The organism is Pauljensenia sp. OF14-1SRA (assembly GCF_027694595.1).
In the GTDB taxonomy this organism is placed as follows: Bacteria; Actinomycetota; Actinomycetes; order Actinomycetales; family Actinomycetaceae; genus Pauljensenia; species Pauljensenia turicensis_B.
This window is the reverse complement of sequence record NZ_JAQEVQ010000016.1, coordinates 24,073-37,874: the sequence shown is the minus strand read 5'-3', so window position 1 is coordinate 37,874 and position 13,802 is coordinate 24,073. Positions and strand designations below refer to the sequence as shown.

At 57.1% G+C, this 13,802-nt stretch carries 10 protein-coding genes and 1 riboswitch; of the genes, 1 reads left to right on the top strand and 9 read right to left on the bottom strand.

Annotated elements, in window-relative coordinates; genetic code table 11:
* Positions 1-64: 64 nt before the first annotated feature.
* From fic to guaA, 6 genes are all read right to left on the bottom strand, one after another.
* Positions 65-685 (bottom strand): protein adenylyltransferase Fic, encoded by a 621-nt coding sequence (fic, locus tag PG731_RS08115; protein WP_270773279.1) that lies wholly within the window; start codon positions 683-685, stop codon positions 65-67.
* A 9-nt stretch (positions 686-694) separates the two neighbouring features.
* Positions 695-1,306, bottom strand: a complete 612-nt coding sequence (locus PG731_RS08110; protein WP_270773278.1) for a restriction endonuclease subunit S — start codon at positions 1,304-1,306, stop codon at positions 695-697.
* Positions 1,307-1,318: 12 nt separating this feature from the next.
* Positions 1,319-3,913: a type I restriction-modification system subunit M gene (locus PG731_RS08105; RefSeq protein ID WP_270773277.1), complete on the bottom strand. Its 2,595-nt coding sequence runs from the start codon at positions 3,911-3,913 to the stop codon at positions 1,319-1,321.
* A complete protein-coding gene (locus tag PG731_RS08100; protein WP_270773276.1) occupies positions 3,914-4,282 on the bottom strand; it encodes a DUF4357 domain-containing protein in 369 nt (122 codons plus the stop codon).
* Positions 4,279-4,497 carry a hypothetical protein gene (locus tag PG731_RS08095; protein WP_270773275.1) on the bottom strand — a complete coding sequence of 73 codons (219 nt, stop codon included), beginning with the start codon at positions 4,495-4,497 and terminating at the stop codon, positions 4,279-4,281. Before PG731_RS08095 ends, PG731_RS08100 begins: the two co-directional genes overlap by 4 nt.
* A 415-nt stretch (positions 4,498-4,912) precedes the next feature.
* On the bottom strand, positions 4,913-6,481 hold the full coding sequence (gene guaA, locus PG731_RS08090; RefSeq protein WP_270773273.1) for a glutamine-hydrolyzing GMP synthase: 1,569 nt from the start codon (positions 6,479-6,481) through the stop codon (positions 4,913-4,915).
* Between the two features lie 312 nt (positions 6,482-6,793).
* On the opposite strand from guaA, the gene PG731_RS08085 reads away from it, so the two are divergent.
* Entirely contained in the window at positions 6,794-8,176 is a 1,383-nt protein-coding gene (locus tag PG731_RS08085; protein ID WP_270773272.1) for a hypothetical protein, read from the top strand.
* Between the two features lie 454 nt (positions 8,177-8,630).
* Here PG731_RS08085 and purH read toward each other — a convergent pair whose 3' ends face one another.
* The 3 genes from purH to sucD form a co-directional block, all read right to left on the bottom strand.
* Complete coding sequence (purH, locus tag PG731_RS08080) at positions 8,631-10,469, bottom strand: bifunctional phosphoribosylaminoimidazolecarboxamide formyltransferase/IMP cyclohydrolase (protein WP_270773271.1); 1,839 nt, start codon at positions 10,467-10,469, stop codon at positions 8,631-8,633.
* A gap of 26 nt (positions 10,470-10,495) precedes the next feature.
* Positions 10,496-10,581: riboswitch (ZMP/ZTP riboswitch) on the bottom strand.
* A gap of 371 nt (positions 10,582-10,952) precedes the next feature.
* A complete protein-coding gene (locus PG731_RS08075; protein WP_270773281.1) occupies positions 10,953-12,527 on the bottom strand; it encodes a cell division protein PerM in 1,575 nt (524 codons plus the stop codon).
* Positions 12,528-12,863: 336 nt separating this feature from the next.
* Positions 12,864-13,784: a succinate--CoA ligase subunit alpha gene (gene sucD / locus PG731_RS08070; RefSeq protein ID WP_270773270.1), complete on the bottom strand. Its 921-nt coding sequence runs from the start codon at positions 13,782-13,784 to the stop codon at positions 12,864-12,866.
* Positions 13,785-13,802 lie beyond the last annotated feature (18 nt).

Genomic DNA, 13,802 nt, shown 5'->3' with positions numbered 1-13,802 from the left:
GCCATTGATTTCTGCCACTTCGCCCAACTTACGCTGTTCCCAAGCTGAATGTTTAACTCGGGTCTTATTCATTCGAAAGGCCCAAGTCTTCAGTTTTATAAACGCTATATCCCTCGTAGTGGTAGCTCGCGTCGATGCCCTTCATGAACACTTCTCGGTCGTCAATCGCCGTCGTGAGCGCGGATTTCAGGACATGCTTGATCTCAATGGCGCGAACAGGGCTTCTCTCCATGGCAAGTAGGTAGTCTTCCTTGTCTACCTTGCTCCAGTCGACAACCTCTCCCAGTTCCGTTTTGAGAATGAGGTCGAGCCAGATTCGCGCGCTCCTGCCGTTTCCCTCCCTAAAGGGATGGGCGATGTTCATCTCGACGTATTTGTCCACGATCTCATCGAAGGTAGACTGGGGCATCTTTTCGATCGAGTCCAAGCTTGACTTAAGATACATCAGGGGAGCGAATCGAAAACCGCCCTTAGCAATGTTCACCGTGCGAATCTTGCCGGCGAATGGATAAACATCCTGAAAAAGGTACCCATGTATCTTGAACAAGCTCTCCACTGAGCCCGCAGTGAGCTTGTCGAGCAGGCCTTTTTCGAAAAGCTCAAGCGCACGTATCTTGCTGAGACGTTCTTCCTTGCGAGCAAGCTCTGCCTGATCCGTGAGACCCAATATGTTCTCTAGTGCCATACGTATCTCCTAAACAAACATCTTCTCAAGGAGAGATTTCTTCACATTTTTCAGTGCGTTCAACTTACGCTGATGAAGGGTGATGAGGGAGTCGAGGTTCGCGAAATAGCGACTTATCTCGGTAGTTTCACAGTTATTGGGAACGACGATTGTAAATGCTTTAACCTTATCGGCATTTAGATTCCGCTGCGTTCCTGTCGAAATATAAGGTTCCCATTCGAAGTCTGCGTCCGCCTTTTCGAGTCTTGTGAATACAAAGTCTCTAATAGTGACATCCTCGAAAACCATGTTGTAGAAAGCCTGACTAGTGGCGGTATCTTGCCTGATAATGCCGACTTTTCCAACGCTCGCATACATCGCAAGGCTCACTGCGCCAGCTGGCACAACCCATGCCGCGCTATTGTGCAAGCCTTCTTCGGTAAGTGTTTTGGAGGTATGTGTAATATCCCTTCCCTCAATGTCGGAAATACCGAGAAAGGGTATTTCTCCTCCGTAGTAATCGGAGTTAGTTGCTGAAGGCGTTCCGCCCGAGCCGCCTAACAGAATGAGTTCCCCCAACTTACGCTGTTCCCAAGGGTCAGTGAAACCCTTGAACCTGATCTTTGGTTTTCTGCTCTCCACGTTACTCACCCCTTACTCACCACCAAGGAGTTTCTGAAGCTCAGCCAATCCGGCCATGTCGAACTCGTCTCCCACGAGGTTGTCAATCATGGTGGAAAGCTCCCTCTCGCTCGCCTCGATCTGCTCACTGAGGTCTTTCAGCGTCGTTTCGTATTTGGAGCTGAGGGCGTCCACCTTCGAGGCTAGGTCATCAACGAGGGAGCTTGGCATTCCATACACGGCGTTTGCGAACGGCGCAATCCATTTCTTGGAAAGAAGCTCTCGGACTTGCTCGTCAGTCAACGCTTCAATGGTCTCCTTGCATGATGCGTGAAGCTCGGCCCCAGCGGTCTTGATCCGACTCTTGAGTTTCTTCTGCTCATTGATGAGATCTTGGACGCGTTTCAGCGTTGCGACATAGCCCTTGAGCTCGGGATCTGTTTTAACCTCAGCAGCAAGAGCCTTCGCGAGTTTCTTGACCTCGGCGACCTTCCATACCGCGTTGTCATCGTCGAGCGCCTCCGAGAGGGCCTCGCGCTCCTCTTCGGAGAGCTCCTCGGCGCTTTGGTCGATGTCGGACGTGCATGCGCTCAGCTGTTCTTCTAGTGCCTTGATCGCATCGGATTGATCCTTGAGCAGCGTCGCCTCGATCAGATAGAACGGGATAACGCGCCCCTCCCAGCCGTCTTGAACCTCGACTTCCTTGTTGTTCTTCTTCTTGATCACCATGTGCGGGTCAACCTTGGTGGCGGCGGACATACCTTCGGTTTGGAGCACCTCCAGGTCGAGAGATACATTCGCTGTCCATGTGTCGTCAAGCGCTTGGTATGCAGCATACGGATCAGCAAGCTCGATGCCTTCGAGAGCCTCGAACAGCTTGGAGGCGATCGACTGCTCCATCCTTGCGGCATCTACCGCGCACGGATCGGAGACAAACGCATCGTGGATCCAGTCGATGACGGGCTCCATGCATGCGTTGAACGACTCGCGGTACGCCGCCACATCGGGATTTGCCTCAATCGCCGCACGGACATCCTCCACAGCTGGCATCACGTACGCGCCGTCGCCCGCGAAGAGCTGGTCGCGCAGACTCGGCCAAGCGTTCCAATACCGCTCAAGCTCATCGACTTCACTAGCGGGAATCCCGCCAAACATGCTCGCGTAGATGTCCCAGCTCTCGGGTCTATCCGACGAGTCCACATAGCGCGGGATGTTCAGGTTGTAGTCGTTGGAGCGGATCTCATCAAGAGAGACGAGACGGCTGAAGCCTTCGACGCTCTTACGCTCACACACGACGTCAGAGATTCGCTTGATGTCACACGCGCGCAGTTTGTTGTTCTTGCCGACCTTCTCAAAGCCCTTGGAGGCGTCCACGATCAGCACATCGGACTCTTCGCGCTTCTGGCGCAACACCATGATGATTGTGGGGATACCGGTTCCGAAGAAGATATTGGCCGGCAGGCCGATGATGGCTTGGATATGGCGGTTCTCCAACAGGTTGCGCCTGATCTGCCCCTCCTCGCCACCGCGGAATAACACGCCATGGGGCAGAACGATGCACATGATGCCCTCGGGGCGCAGGTGGTAGAGGTCATGCAGGAGGAATGCATAATCTGCTTTGCTTTTGGGAGCTAAACCGTATGCATAGCGCGGATCAACGTCCTTGTCGGTAGGGTCCCAGCGCTGGGAATACGGCGGGTTGGAGACAACCGCGTCCACATAGAGCGGGTTGTAAGTGCCCGCGGGATCCGACTCGTCGAAGTAGGGCCAGTCATCTTCCAGGGTGTCGCCATTTCGCGCGGTGACGTTTGAGGGCAGGATGCCACGCATAATCAGGTTCATGCGCGTGAGGTTGTAGGTGTTCTCCTTGAGCTCCTGGGCGAAGTACTTGATGCCGTCCGAGCTGCCCACGCGCTTGGCGACGGCCTTACCGATGTTAATGAGCAAAGAGCCGGAGCCAGAGGTCGGGTCGTAGATAGAAATCTCGCTCTTCTCCCTGCAGTGGTCAGCCACAATCTCGCTCATCAGCTGACTAACTTCGTGAGGCGTGTAGAACTCGCCGGCCTTCTTGCCGGCGTTCGCGGCGAAGTTGGAAATGAGGTATTCGTAAATGAAACCCAAGACGTCGTAGTCAGCACGGCCGTCCATGGGGATATCCTTGATAGTGTCCAGCAGGTCACGGATGGCCTTCGTTTGAGCGGCGGCGTTCTCGCCGAGCTTGGACAGGCCGGTCTCAAGAGTCTCAAAGATACCCTCGAACACCTTCTTGTGAGCCGGGTTAATGTTGCGATTGAAGGCCGAGATGGAGGTTCGCACGTCGTCGACGGAGAATTTACGACTTGTGTCTGCGAAGTCCTCGGACAGCCAGGTGGAGAAGAGGCTCTCGTGTCCGATGAAGTAGCCGATGTTCTCCCGAATGTACTCAACGGTCTCGCGGTCATCCTCGGAAAGCGCTCGGATGTCCTCGTCCTCGAAGTCACGCGCTTTGCACCAGCGAATCTCTGTTTCTGACAGGAACTTATAGAAGATGAAGCCCAGGATGTAGTCCTTGTACTCGTTGGCCTCGATCTTGGAGCGCATCTTGTTAGCTGACTCCCAGATCTTCGATGCGAGCTGCTGCTTGTTCATTTACTCCATTTCTTTCCTGTAGACAGCGTCTAGGGTGTCGCCGTTATTGTTTATCCATTCTGTCCAGCCGTTTTGCCTTCCGCCCAACGCGAATACGGCAGTGGCACTGGGAGAATTGAATTCGAGATTGTCTTCGAGGGTCACGCTTTGAGTTGTCTGGCCCGCGTAAACGCGGTTTAGGTTCCCGTGGTCTTCATCGAGAAGGTAGTAGATTCCTCGAGGCGGGATATCCGGCAATTGTTTGGTCTCTAGGAGCTTATCCCTCGGGATAGCGATGGCCACCAGAGACCCACCCTCGACACGGCAGACGCGAATGCTGTCGGGATCGCCTCCGATGAGCTGTATTGTGCCGGTTTCGAGGCTAATCATCGTGTCATCTCCTCAGCCCAATCAGCAAGTTGTGCGATGAGCCCGGCTCGGACCATCGCACTGAAGTTCGTCCCTTGGAGTGCAGCTGCGGCCTTTGCAGCATCACGTAGGTTCTCGGGAAGCCTGATGGTGATGGCAACCTGCTCGCCTTGTGCGAGGTATTGCTGTATTTCGGTAGGATCAGCGCCGTTCTTCACTAGCTCTATATAACTCATTGAATGCCCCTGAGACATTACTTTTGCAATACAAGATATTTTAACTCAAAACGAACACCGAACAACATCGTAAGCGCGAAATTCGACGACGAGCGCTTTCGAAGCCTTAGCACGCCTTAGAGTGCGCCAGAAATTCGCGGCGCAATAACCCCCTCCTATCGCCCGCAAAACCTCGCCAACACAACAAAAAGCCCCCCACCAAACCAACACGATTTGTCGTTTAAGCCGAAATTGTATTCGGACTATTCGACTTCGGGCTATTCGACGAAAGAAAGACCCCGGAACACTTGTTTCCGAGGTCTCTGCTTCGCATTTATCCCCTGTTTCAGCGGGTGGCTATCTCATAGTCTGTCTTCAATTGGATATAACTGGCTACCAGATATGACCCTGCCCAATAGGTGCGACAAGTGTTCGTCTACTCCCACTCAATCGTTGCCGGCGGCTTCGACGTCACGTCCAGCACCACGCGGTTCACTTCTGCAACCGAGTTGGTGATGCGCGTCGAGATCCTCGCCAGTACGTCGTACGGCAGACGGGTCCAGTCTGCAGTCATAGCGTCTTCCGAAGAAACGGGACGCAGGACGATCGGGTGCCCATAGGTGCGACCATCACCCTGAACACCCACGGAACGAACATCTGCAAGCAGAACGACCGGGCACTGCCAGATTTCAGAATCGAGGCCAGCAGCAGTCAGCTCTTCGCGAACAATCAGGTCAGCTGCACGCAGGATGTCGAGGCGTTCCTTCGTGACCTCGCCGATGATGCGAATACCGAGGCCCGGGCCCGGGAAGGGCTGGCGCTCAACCAGGTAGTCGGGCAAACCGAGCTCGCGACCAACAGCGCGGACCTCGTCCTTGAACAGCGTGCGCAGGGGCTCAACGAGCTCGAACTTCATGTCGTCGGGCAAGCCGCCAACGTTGTGGTGGCTCTTGATGTTTGCCGCGCCCTCGCCGCCACCAGATTCGACAACATCCGGATATAGGGTGCCCTGGACAAGGAATTTGACCTCGCCACCTTCGGCGCCGATCTGTTCAATGACCTGCTTCTGAGCAGCCTCGAATGAACGAATGAACTCACGGCCGATGATCTTGCGCTTGGTTTCCGGATCGGAAACGCCCGCGAGCGCGCTGAGGAATCGTTCAGATTCGTCGCAGGTCACAACGCGGATGCCCATGCCTCGCGCATAGTCGCCTTCGACCTGTTCGCGTTCGCCCGCGCGGAGCAGACCGTGGTCGATGAAGAAGCAGGTGAGCTGGTCGCCGACTGCCTTGTGGACCAGCGCTGCTGCCACGGAGGAGTCAACACCGCCGGAGAGCGCGCAGATCACCTGAGCGTCGCCAACCTGCTTGCGGATCGCCTCGACCTGTTCGTCAATGATGGAGCCTGCTGTCCATGAGGGTTCCAGTCCAGCGCCTTCGTAGAGGAAGTTCTTCAGAGCGTCCTGTCCACACTGCGAGTGGCCGACCTCGGGGTGCCATTGCAGACCGAACAGCTTGCGAGAGCGATCTTCGAACGCTGCAACCGGGGTTTCGGAGGTGGATGCGGTGACCTCGAACCCTTCGGGGGCCGCCTGGACTGCATCGCCGTGGCTCATCCACACGACCTGGTCAGCGGGAGTGCCAGCAAAGAGGCAGGACGAGGTGCCAACGGAAGCATCCGTATGCCCATATTCGCGGGTGCCGGTGCGACCGACGGTTCCTCCGAGGACAGCGGCCATTGTCTGGAAGCCGTAGCAGATGCCAAGCAATGGAACACCCGCATCGAAGATTGCGGGGTCGATCGACGGAGCGCCCTCTTCGTACACGGAGGACGGGCCACCCGACAGGATGATGGCTGCGGGGTTCTTCGCCAGCATGTCGGCGACCGGCATGGTGTGAGGAACGATCTCAGAGTAAATGGAGGCTTCACGAACGCGACGGGCGATCAGCTGCGCGTATTGTGCGCCAAAATCAACGACGAGGACGGGGCGAGGAGTTGAATTCATGGCTCAATCGTACCTGTCGCCCGTCAGCGAAACGACCCGCGCGAGCGTTCAACGCGTCTCAACCTGCTCCCCCACCACCGCGCTTGTTCACCAATCACACCCCACTCACCACCGCGCTTGTTCACCAATCGCCACTCAAAAGTACGAGGCTGCGCGTCCCCGTCTCGCCCCCAATCCGGTGAACAAGCGCGATCTAAAACCCACAGGTGCTTGAACAAGCGCGGTCAATGAAGCCCGTTCAAGCACCTCGTTTCTTGAACAAGCGCGGTCGGTTGAGCGCAAGAACACCTAGGGGTACGACACAATAGACTCATGCCTGCCAGCGACCGCCAGATGCCAGCCTTCGGCGCTTTCATGCTCGAACGTGGCAAACACGGCAGTCATAAACGCTTCCCGGATGGTCGCAAGCTTTCCGATGCAGAGCGTCAAGCGCTCCCACTCATCGCGGAATTAAACGCTCCCCTGCAAGTGGCTCGAGACCAGATCGCCAGCGTCGCTCACTCCCGAGACGTCCCATGGTTGATCGATCAGTTCCTCAGCCCCGTCACACTCGCCTCGAAGAAGCGCGTAAAGCTTCCAAACTGGGACCTCCTCTTGAAAGCAGTTGCGCACATCGAAGGAGCATTTGATGCCGAAGACCCCACGATCGCTCCGGCCAACACCCCAGATGTTCCGCGTAAGAAACTGGTGGCCGGCCTCGTGAACTGGGCTGAGGCAACCCGAACAAGAGCCAGCGACCCACGCTGGGGCGACATTGATGGCCAGCCTGTCACGCACGCGCAATTCGTTGCGTGGCAGGCGTCAACGGCCCAGCAGGAGCTTGCAGTCATCCCTCACCTCGAACTACCCGCGCCATTCGCTCACGCCTTGGAGATCGTGCAGGCATGGGACACCCTGCTTGCTGAACGCGGTTATGTTGGCGAGCAGTTTTCTCTGCGTGAAGAGGTTGTTCGACTGCACAACTGGCCGGGCGATCAGTGGGTTGACGGCGACGACTATGCTTCGGCGCAAAAGCGTTTTCACCGTCGCTTGAAGAAGGCGCGCAAGCTCGCCGATGATCCGGTGCGCGACGCGGTAATGCAACGCGCTCTTTACCTGCGCGAGGGGCTCCTCCTTGATGGAGTTGACCCGTTGAAATGGTTCCTTGCAGTTTGTCAGTTCCGCTGGTCTGTGCCGGATATGCTCGACGTCCGCCCGGAGATTTTTACGTGGAAGCTCGCCGAACAGCTCGCTCATCTTGCTGGAGCTCCGGGGCGCGAGGATCAGTCGGCAAGTATCGACCTGTCGACGCTGACCGTGAATGACCCGCGTGAATTGGGACGAAGTGGCCTGCGCGCAGTCAGTGGCCCGCGGATCATGATCGACTTGGATGAAGATGTCGTGACAGCGCTTCCGCCAGGTTGCCGAGTACGACGTTTCATCGTTTCGGGGCAATCTGCTCTCGGCCCGGATTGGACCGTGTATTGGGTTGATTCAGAACGCGGGGATGCGCGCGTTATCTTGGATCTCGTCGAGTCCGAGAAGCTGCACCCGAACGTCATCTTCGTCTCCGACGGACAGCCCGACGACCTGGCGAATCTACTACGCCCGCTCTTGGAAGTCGCTTTCGAGATTCCCACGAACCCTCTGACTGCGCACAGTCACATCCCGGGCGTCATGCCACTCTTCCCCGAGCATCCAGACGCGGGGCTGTAGCTTCGAGCCTGATTTCAGGTTGTCAGAGGCTCAGAATGAGTCACGAAAGTCTCTAGGCTCCGTGCGTTCCGTGTGCTCTAGGTATTCCGCGTGCTCTAGGGGTTCCGTGTGCTCTAGGGGTTCCTTGCAAACTCGCCACTTTACTGCGCTTGTTCACCACCCACACCCCACGTCCCCACCGCGCTTGTTCACCGTCGCCACCCCACGTCCCCACCACGCAGATCCACTTTTTCGCCACTCGGGTCCTTCGTTGGCCACGGCCAACGCTTCGGCATCGGCATTAGACCATCGGCGTTAGCTTCATCGGCGTCAGACCATCGGCATTTTTCGCGCCTTGCCACCTTTCCTTCGCACACGGCAGTGTACGCAGATGAGATTCCCCTGCCGGAATGTTCCAGCAGGGGATAATCAGTGGACGATGTCGCCGTTTCCGGCAACCTCGCCGAGATGTAGGTCAGTGTGCGAAGTGGCGTGTGCCCGTCATGTACATCGTGATACCAGCAGCCTTCGCAGCTTCGATGGATTCTTCGTCGCGGACGGATCCGCCAGGCTGGACGACAGCCTTCACGCCGGCATCAATCAGGACCTGTAGGCCATCAGCGAAGGGGAAGAAGGCGTCGGATGCGGCAACCGCGCCGATGGAACGCTGCTCTGTTTCGACGCCAAGAATATCTTCTGCGCGTGCACCGCCAGCGGACTGAATGTCTGTGCCCGCACCCTTGGCCGCGTCACCGGTAGAGCGACCTCCCAGCGTGTTTGCGCGTTCGACTGCAAGCTTGCAGGAATCAACGCGGTTGACCTGTCCCATGCCGACGCCGACCGAAGCCTCGTCCTTAACCAACAGGATCGCATTGGAGCGGACGGCGCGAACTGTGCGCCATGCGAACTCGAGGTCAGCTAGGGTTGCAGCATCCGCGGCTTCACCTGCGGCGAGCGTCCAGTTTGCCGGATCGTCGCCGGCTGCATCGACGTCATCGCGATCCTGAACCAGCAGGCCACCGGAAATCTGCTTGAACTCTCGGGCGCCGACTGCCAGCGGCGCAACTTCCAAGACACGCAGGTTCTTCTTCGCAGACAGGACCTCGAGCGCGCCCTCGTCATATCCGGGGGCCAGTACGACCTCGGTGAAGATCGGAACGATCTGCTTAGCCAGTTCAACGGTGACCGGACGGTTCACGGCGATCACGCCACCAAATGCGGAGACAGGGTCGCACGCGTGTGCCTTGCGATGCGCCTCGGCAACATCGTCGGCAACGGCGATACCGCAGGGGTTCGCATGCTTGATGATGGCGACGCAGGGGCGCTCGTGGTCGTAGGCAGCGCGCAGGGCAGCGTCACCGTCGGTGTAGTTGTTGTAGCTCATTGCCTTGCCATGCAGCTGGCGAGCATTGGCGATACCGGGCAGAAGCTCGTTTTCGTCAAGGTCTTCTTCGCCGGCAATCTCGCGGTACACGGCAGCGTTCTGATGCGGATTCTCGCCGTAGCGCAGGGAGTCAACGCGTTCGAAAGCATCGGCGACGAACGCCGGCATTTCGCCTTCTTCGTCGTCAGCTTCGACGATTTCTTCGGCTTCCTCGTCGATGGCAAAACCGAGGGACTCAAGGAACGCAGCATCGGAAGCGTCGAGGTGGGTTTCGCAGGCCTCGTCCAATTCGTCGCGGACATCGTCCAGATCAAGCTGATCGGCGAACCAGCCGGAGATGGCCAGATCGTAGGTTGCGGTATGCGCGAAGGCGCGTGCTGCAAGTTCGCGACGCTGTTCCAGCGTGAAACCTTCAGCCCGGGCGGCTTCAATAACCGCAGCGTAGGAATCGGGCGAGGTCACGACTGCAACCGACGGATGGTTCTTCGCCGCTGCACGCACCATGGACGGGCCACCGATATCAATCTGCTCGATGCATTCGTCGAAGCTACCACCACCGGCAACCGTCTGAGTGAACGGGTAGAGGTTGCAAATAACCAAATCAAATGCCTTCACGCCGAGTTCGTCGATCTGCTCGCGATGGTCAGCCTTGCGCTGATCAGCAAGAATGCCCGCGTGGATCATCGGGTGCAGGGTCTTCACACGACCTTCAAGGACCTCGGGGAAACCGGTGACATCATCAACGGGGGTAACCGGGACACCAGCTTCTGCGATCTTCGCAGCGGTCGAACCAGTGGAAACAATTTCAACGCCAGCGCCAGCAAGTGCGGTGGCAAGCTCAATCAGACCGGTCTTGTCATAGACGGAAATAAGAGCGCGGGTAATGGGGCGGACGTCAATAGCTTCGAGATTGTCCAGGCGAACGGACATGGGTTCCTCCAGTAATGGTTGATCATGCCCGGCGCCCAGGCGGGCGACGCCTCACGGGTACTTCGGGTTGCTCCCCGGTGGTGATCCACCCTCGCCAGTTGCAACCTACGGCGATCGTATCCCGTAGTGCGTGTGCGTTCCAAGCAGGTCCAGTGAGGGATTCGCCCCACATTCGCCTTCCGCGTGCCAGTTATCGACGAGGCCGGCCGCGCTTGTTCAAGGTTCCGTCAAAGCTCAGCGTCCCAGTCTTCGCGCGTTTCAAAGTCAGAAACCTAGCAAACAAAGTGCGCGAGGCCTCGTTCCTTCGCCGGTCGATCGCTGAACACTCCCTGTTTGCACCCGTCAGAACCGCCGTGGCGCCGAACGTGGGATCTTCGCACGCTTGAACAAGCGCACGCATGTTGGAGCCTTCGCCGGATACCAGAACAGCTAACCGTGCTTGTTCAAGCGGAGCGTGCACAGATCAATGAGTCGAGTCGGTGTTCATTCGTCCTCTTCCAACCGCGCTTGTTCACCAGAGTGGAAGTCATTCAAGTCCAGACGTTCTGTTTCCGCTTCCTCTTCCAACCGCGCTTGTTCACCGGTCGAGAACGAAGAGAGGTCAAGACGCTCAGTTGCAAGCGCATCTTCAGAGCGCGCTTGTTCAGCTTCCTGCTGAGCCGGAGACTTCACCGTCGGCTCAACAACTTGGGGAGTCGGTGTCCATGGAACAAGTTCAGGTTCCGACTGGGATTCTTCGGAGGTGTCATCGGCGCGCTTGTTCACCAAAACCTCAGGTTCTTCCTCGGTCGACTCAGTATCAATTTCATCGGGTTCCGGAGTCTCTTCTGCTTCAACAAGCGCGGTCGAAGGGGGCACGTCTAAAGCCGAAACATCGGAGGGAGATTCTTCAACAAGCGCGGTCGGAGGCGGAGCCGTTTGCCCAGCGTCAAGAAGCGAAAGCTCCCATTGATCGCGCATCCACTTCAACGAGCGCGGGTGAACGATCACCCAACCAAATACGAACGCCAAACCAACTTCGCTGAGCAAAGCCGCAGTAGTCGAACCGACATGCGGTCCTAGGAATGCCATGCGCGTCGCCCCCAGCTGAAGGGTTGACATGGTCATCCAAATCCAGAAGCCAACACCGATCACGACAAATGCGACAGCGGAAAGAACAAACTGTTCACGAAGCGATGCTTGCTGACGCTTCCTTCCGCGCCAGATACCGATGCCAAGACCGATCACAATCGGAACGAGGATCGTCCAATAGCTTGGAGTGATGTTGGGCATCGCGCCCAAGACAGGGATACCTGGGATCGGCAAAGTTGGAGCTGACGTGGGCGAATGAAGCGCATCGACTCCGACCCAGAATCCGGGTCCAGCAAACCAAGCCAACGTCCACGCCAAGATTGTTGGGGCGAAAAACAACTGACCGAGTCCAACAAGCGCGTCCTCGATTGGAGATGTCGTGAGCAAGAGCTGGTGGATTCCCGCGATTTGCGAGGTATGAGTAAGAAGGGCGATCAGAGTAAGAACCGCCGCTGATCCGACGATGACTGCGATTGCGATTGCGGCCTCGCGAATTCCTAAACGAATGAGACGCGGGACTCCCCACCGGCGAAGTGGATGGTCACCACAAGAAAAAAACGCCCACGCCGACGCGAGAAGCGAAATGAATAGGGCACCCGGCATCGCTTCCCACCAGCGCACATACGAGGCACCCGAACCGATCAGGAAAGCGGTCATCAAAGTGAAAGCAGGGACGGCGAACCAGTTCGACGATGGCGAGAAATCTTCGCCTCCGCGCAAGAAGAGTCGGAGCAAAGCAACGAGGCCGATCGACACAAGAGTGGGGATGGCGTAATAAGTGACGGTTTCTGTATGAACTGACGCGCCGAAGAGGACTCCGAAGACATCCGAACCGGACGCGAACACCGTGTCCCAGCCGATTTTTGACACCCAAGGGTTCGACGCGACCGTCAGGAAGGAGCCCATGACGACAAGAACGCAGGTAGCCCAACCGACGAATGCTGCTTGAACACCCGAAAGCATGGCGCGTGCCCAACCGTCAGGCATGCTCACGCGAATAGTTTTCCGCGTCGGAGCGTACGTCGTTGTGGTGACGCGTGGTGAAGTCTCAGGCGTAACGTTCATAGCGTTATCCATCATGACGCACCGGTGGCCGGTAAGGCTTTCGCACCACCGGCCACCGTCAGATTGAGACCTACCTCAGTGTGGAAGGGAGATCAGAGCCCTTTCAGAGTTGGCGTTCTGCTCACTCCGCTTTCAGAGATTGCGTTCCGTTCACTCCGCTTTCAGAGTTTGTGTTCTGGCCACTCCGTTTTCAGAGTTGGTGTTCTGTTCGCTTCCGGCCTCTTCAGTTTGCCCTGCCAAAACCGGCATAGTGTGCAACTACTTTGAGAGGATTTCTCGAGCAAGCTGAGCGGTCTGCGACGGAGTCCGACCGACGCGAACACCAACTGCTTCTAGGGCCTCGGCCTTTGCCGCAGCAGTGCCGGAAGAACCGGAAACGATCGCGCCAGCGTGCCCCATGGTCTTGCCTTCGGGGGCTGTAAAACCAGCAACGTAGGCGACGACGGGTTTCGTCATGTTTTCCTTGATCCAGGTAGCTGCTCGTTCTTCTGCGTCGCCACCGATTTCGCCGATCATTACAACCAGATCAGTGTCGGGGTCAGCTTCGAACGCTGCCAGGGCATCGATGTGGGTGGTTCCGACCACCGGGTCGCCACCAATTCCCAGGCAGGTGGTGAAACCAAAGTCGCGGAGTTCGTACATGAGCTGGTACGTGAGCGTGCCGGACTTAGAAACTAGGCCGATACGACCTGGACCGGTGATGTCTGCTGGTGTGATACCAACGTTTGATTGGTTTGGGCTAATGATGCCCGGGCAGTTCGGACCAATCAGACGGACACCCTTCTTAAGTGCATGCGACACGAAAACGGTTGAGTCTGCGACTGGAATACCTTCGGTGATTACAACGATCGTTTCGATACCAGCATCAATCGCTTCAAGTGCGGCCCCCTTCGCGAAGGCCGGCGGAACGAAGATGACGGAAGTGTTCGCGTTCGTTGCTTCTTTTGCTTCAGCAACAGTGGCGTACACGGGTACGGACACCGTTCCGTTTTTAACCCGGTCAGCGGCTGGGCCGTAGCCAACCACGTCGAAGTTGACACTGGTGCCAGCTTTGCGCGGGTTAGTGCCAGCAACAATGGTTGTGCCGGCGCTCAGCATCCGTTGCGTGTGCTTACGACCTTCAGCGCCCGTCATACCCTGGACGATGACACGGGAGTCAGAGTTAAGGAAAATCGACATTCTTTTCGTCCTTTGTCT

Excerpts from the sequence above, each read along its gene's own strand:
- fic (WP_270773279.1), bottom strand. The coding sequence starts at position 685 with ATGGCACTAGAGAACATATTGGGTCTCACGGATCAGGCAGAGCTTGCT.
- PG731_RS08105 (WP_270773277.1), bottom strand. The coding sequence starts at position 3,913 with ATGAACAAGCAGCAGCTCGCATCGAAGATCTGGGAGTCAGCTAACAAG.
- PG731_RS08100 (WP_270773276.1), bottom strand. The coding sequence starts at position 4,282 with ATGATTAGCCTCGAAACCGGCACAATACAGCTCATCGGAGGCGATCCC.
- PG731_RS08095 (WP_270773275.1), bottom strand. The coding sequence starts at position 4,497 with ATGAGTTATATAGAGCTAGTGAAGAACGGCGCTGATCCTACCGAAATA.
- guaA (WP_270773273.1), bottom strand. The coding sequence starts at position 6,481 with ATGAATTCAACTCCTCGCCCCGTCCTCGTCGTTGATTTTGGCGCACAA.
- PG731_RS08085 (WP_270773272.1), top strand. The coding sequence starts at position 6,794 with ATGCCTGCCAGCGACCGCCAGATGCCAGCCTTCGGCGCTTTCATGCTC.
- purH (WP_270773271.1), bottom strand. The coding sequence starts at position 10,469 with ATGTCCGTTCGCCTGGACAATCTCGAAGCTATTGACGTCCGCCCCATT.
- PG731_RS08075 (WP_270773281.1), bottom strand. The coding sequence starts at position 12,527 with ATGCCTGACGGTTGGGCACGCGCCATGCTTTCGGGTGTTCAAGCAGCA.
- sucD (WP_270773270.1), bottom strand. The coding sequence starts at position 13,784 with ATGTCGATTTTCCTTAACTCTGACTCCCGTGTCATCGTCCAGGGTATG.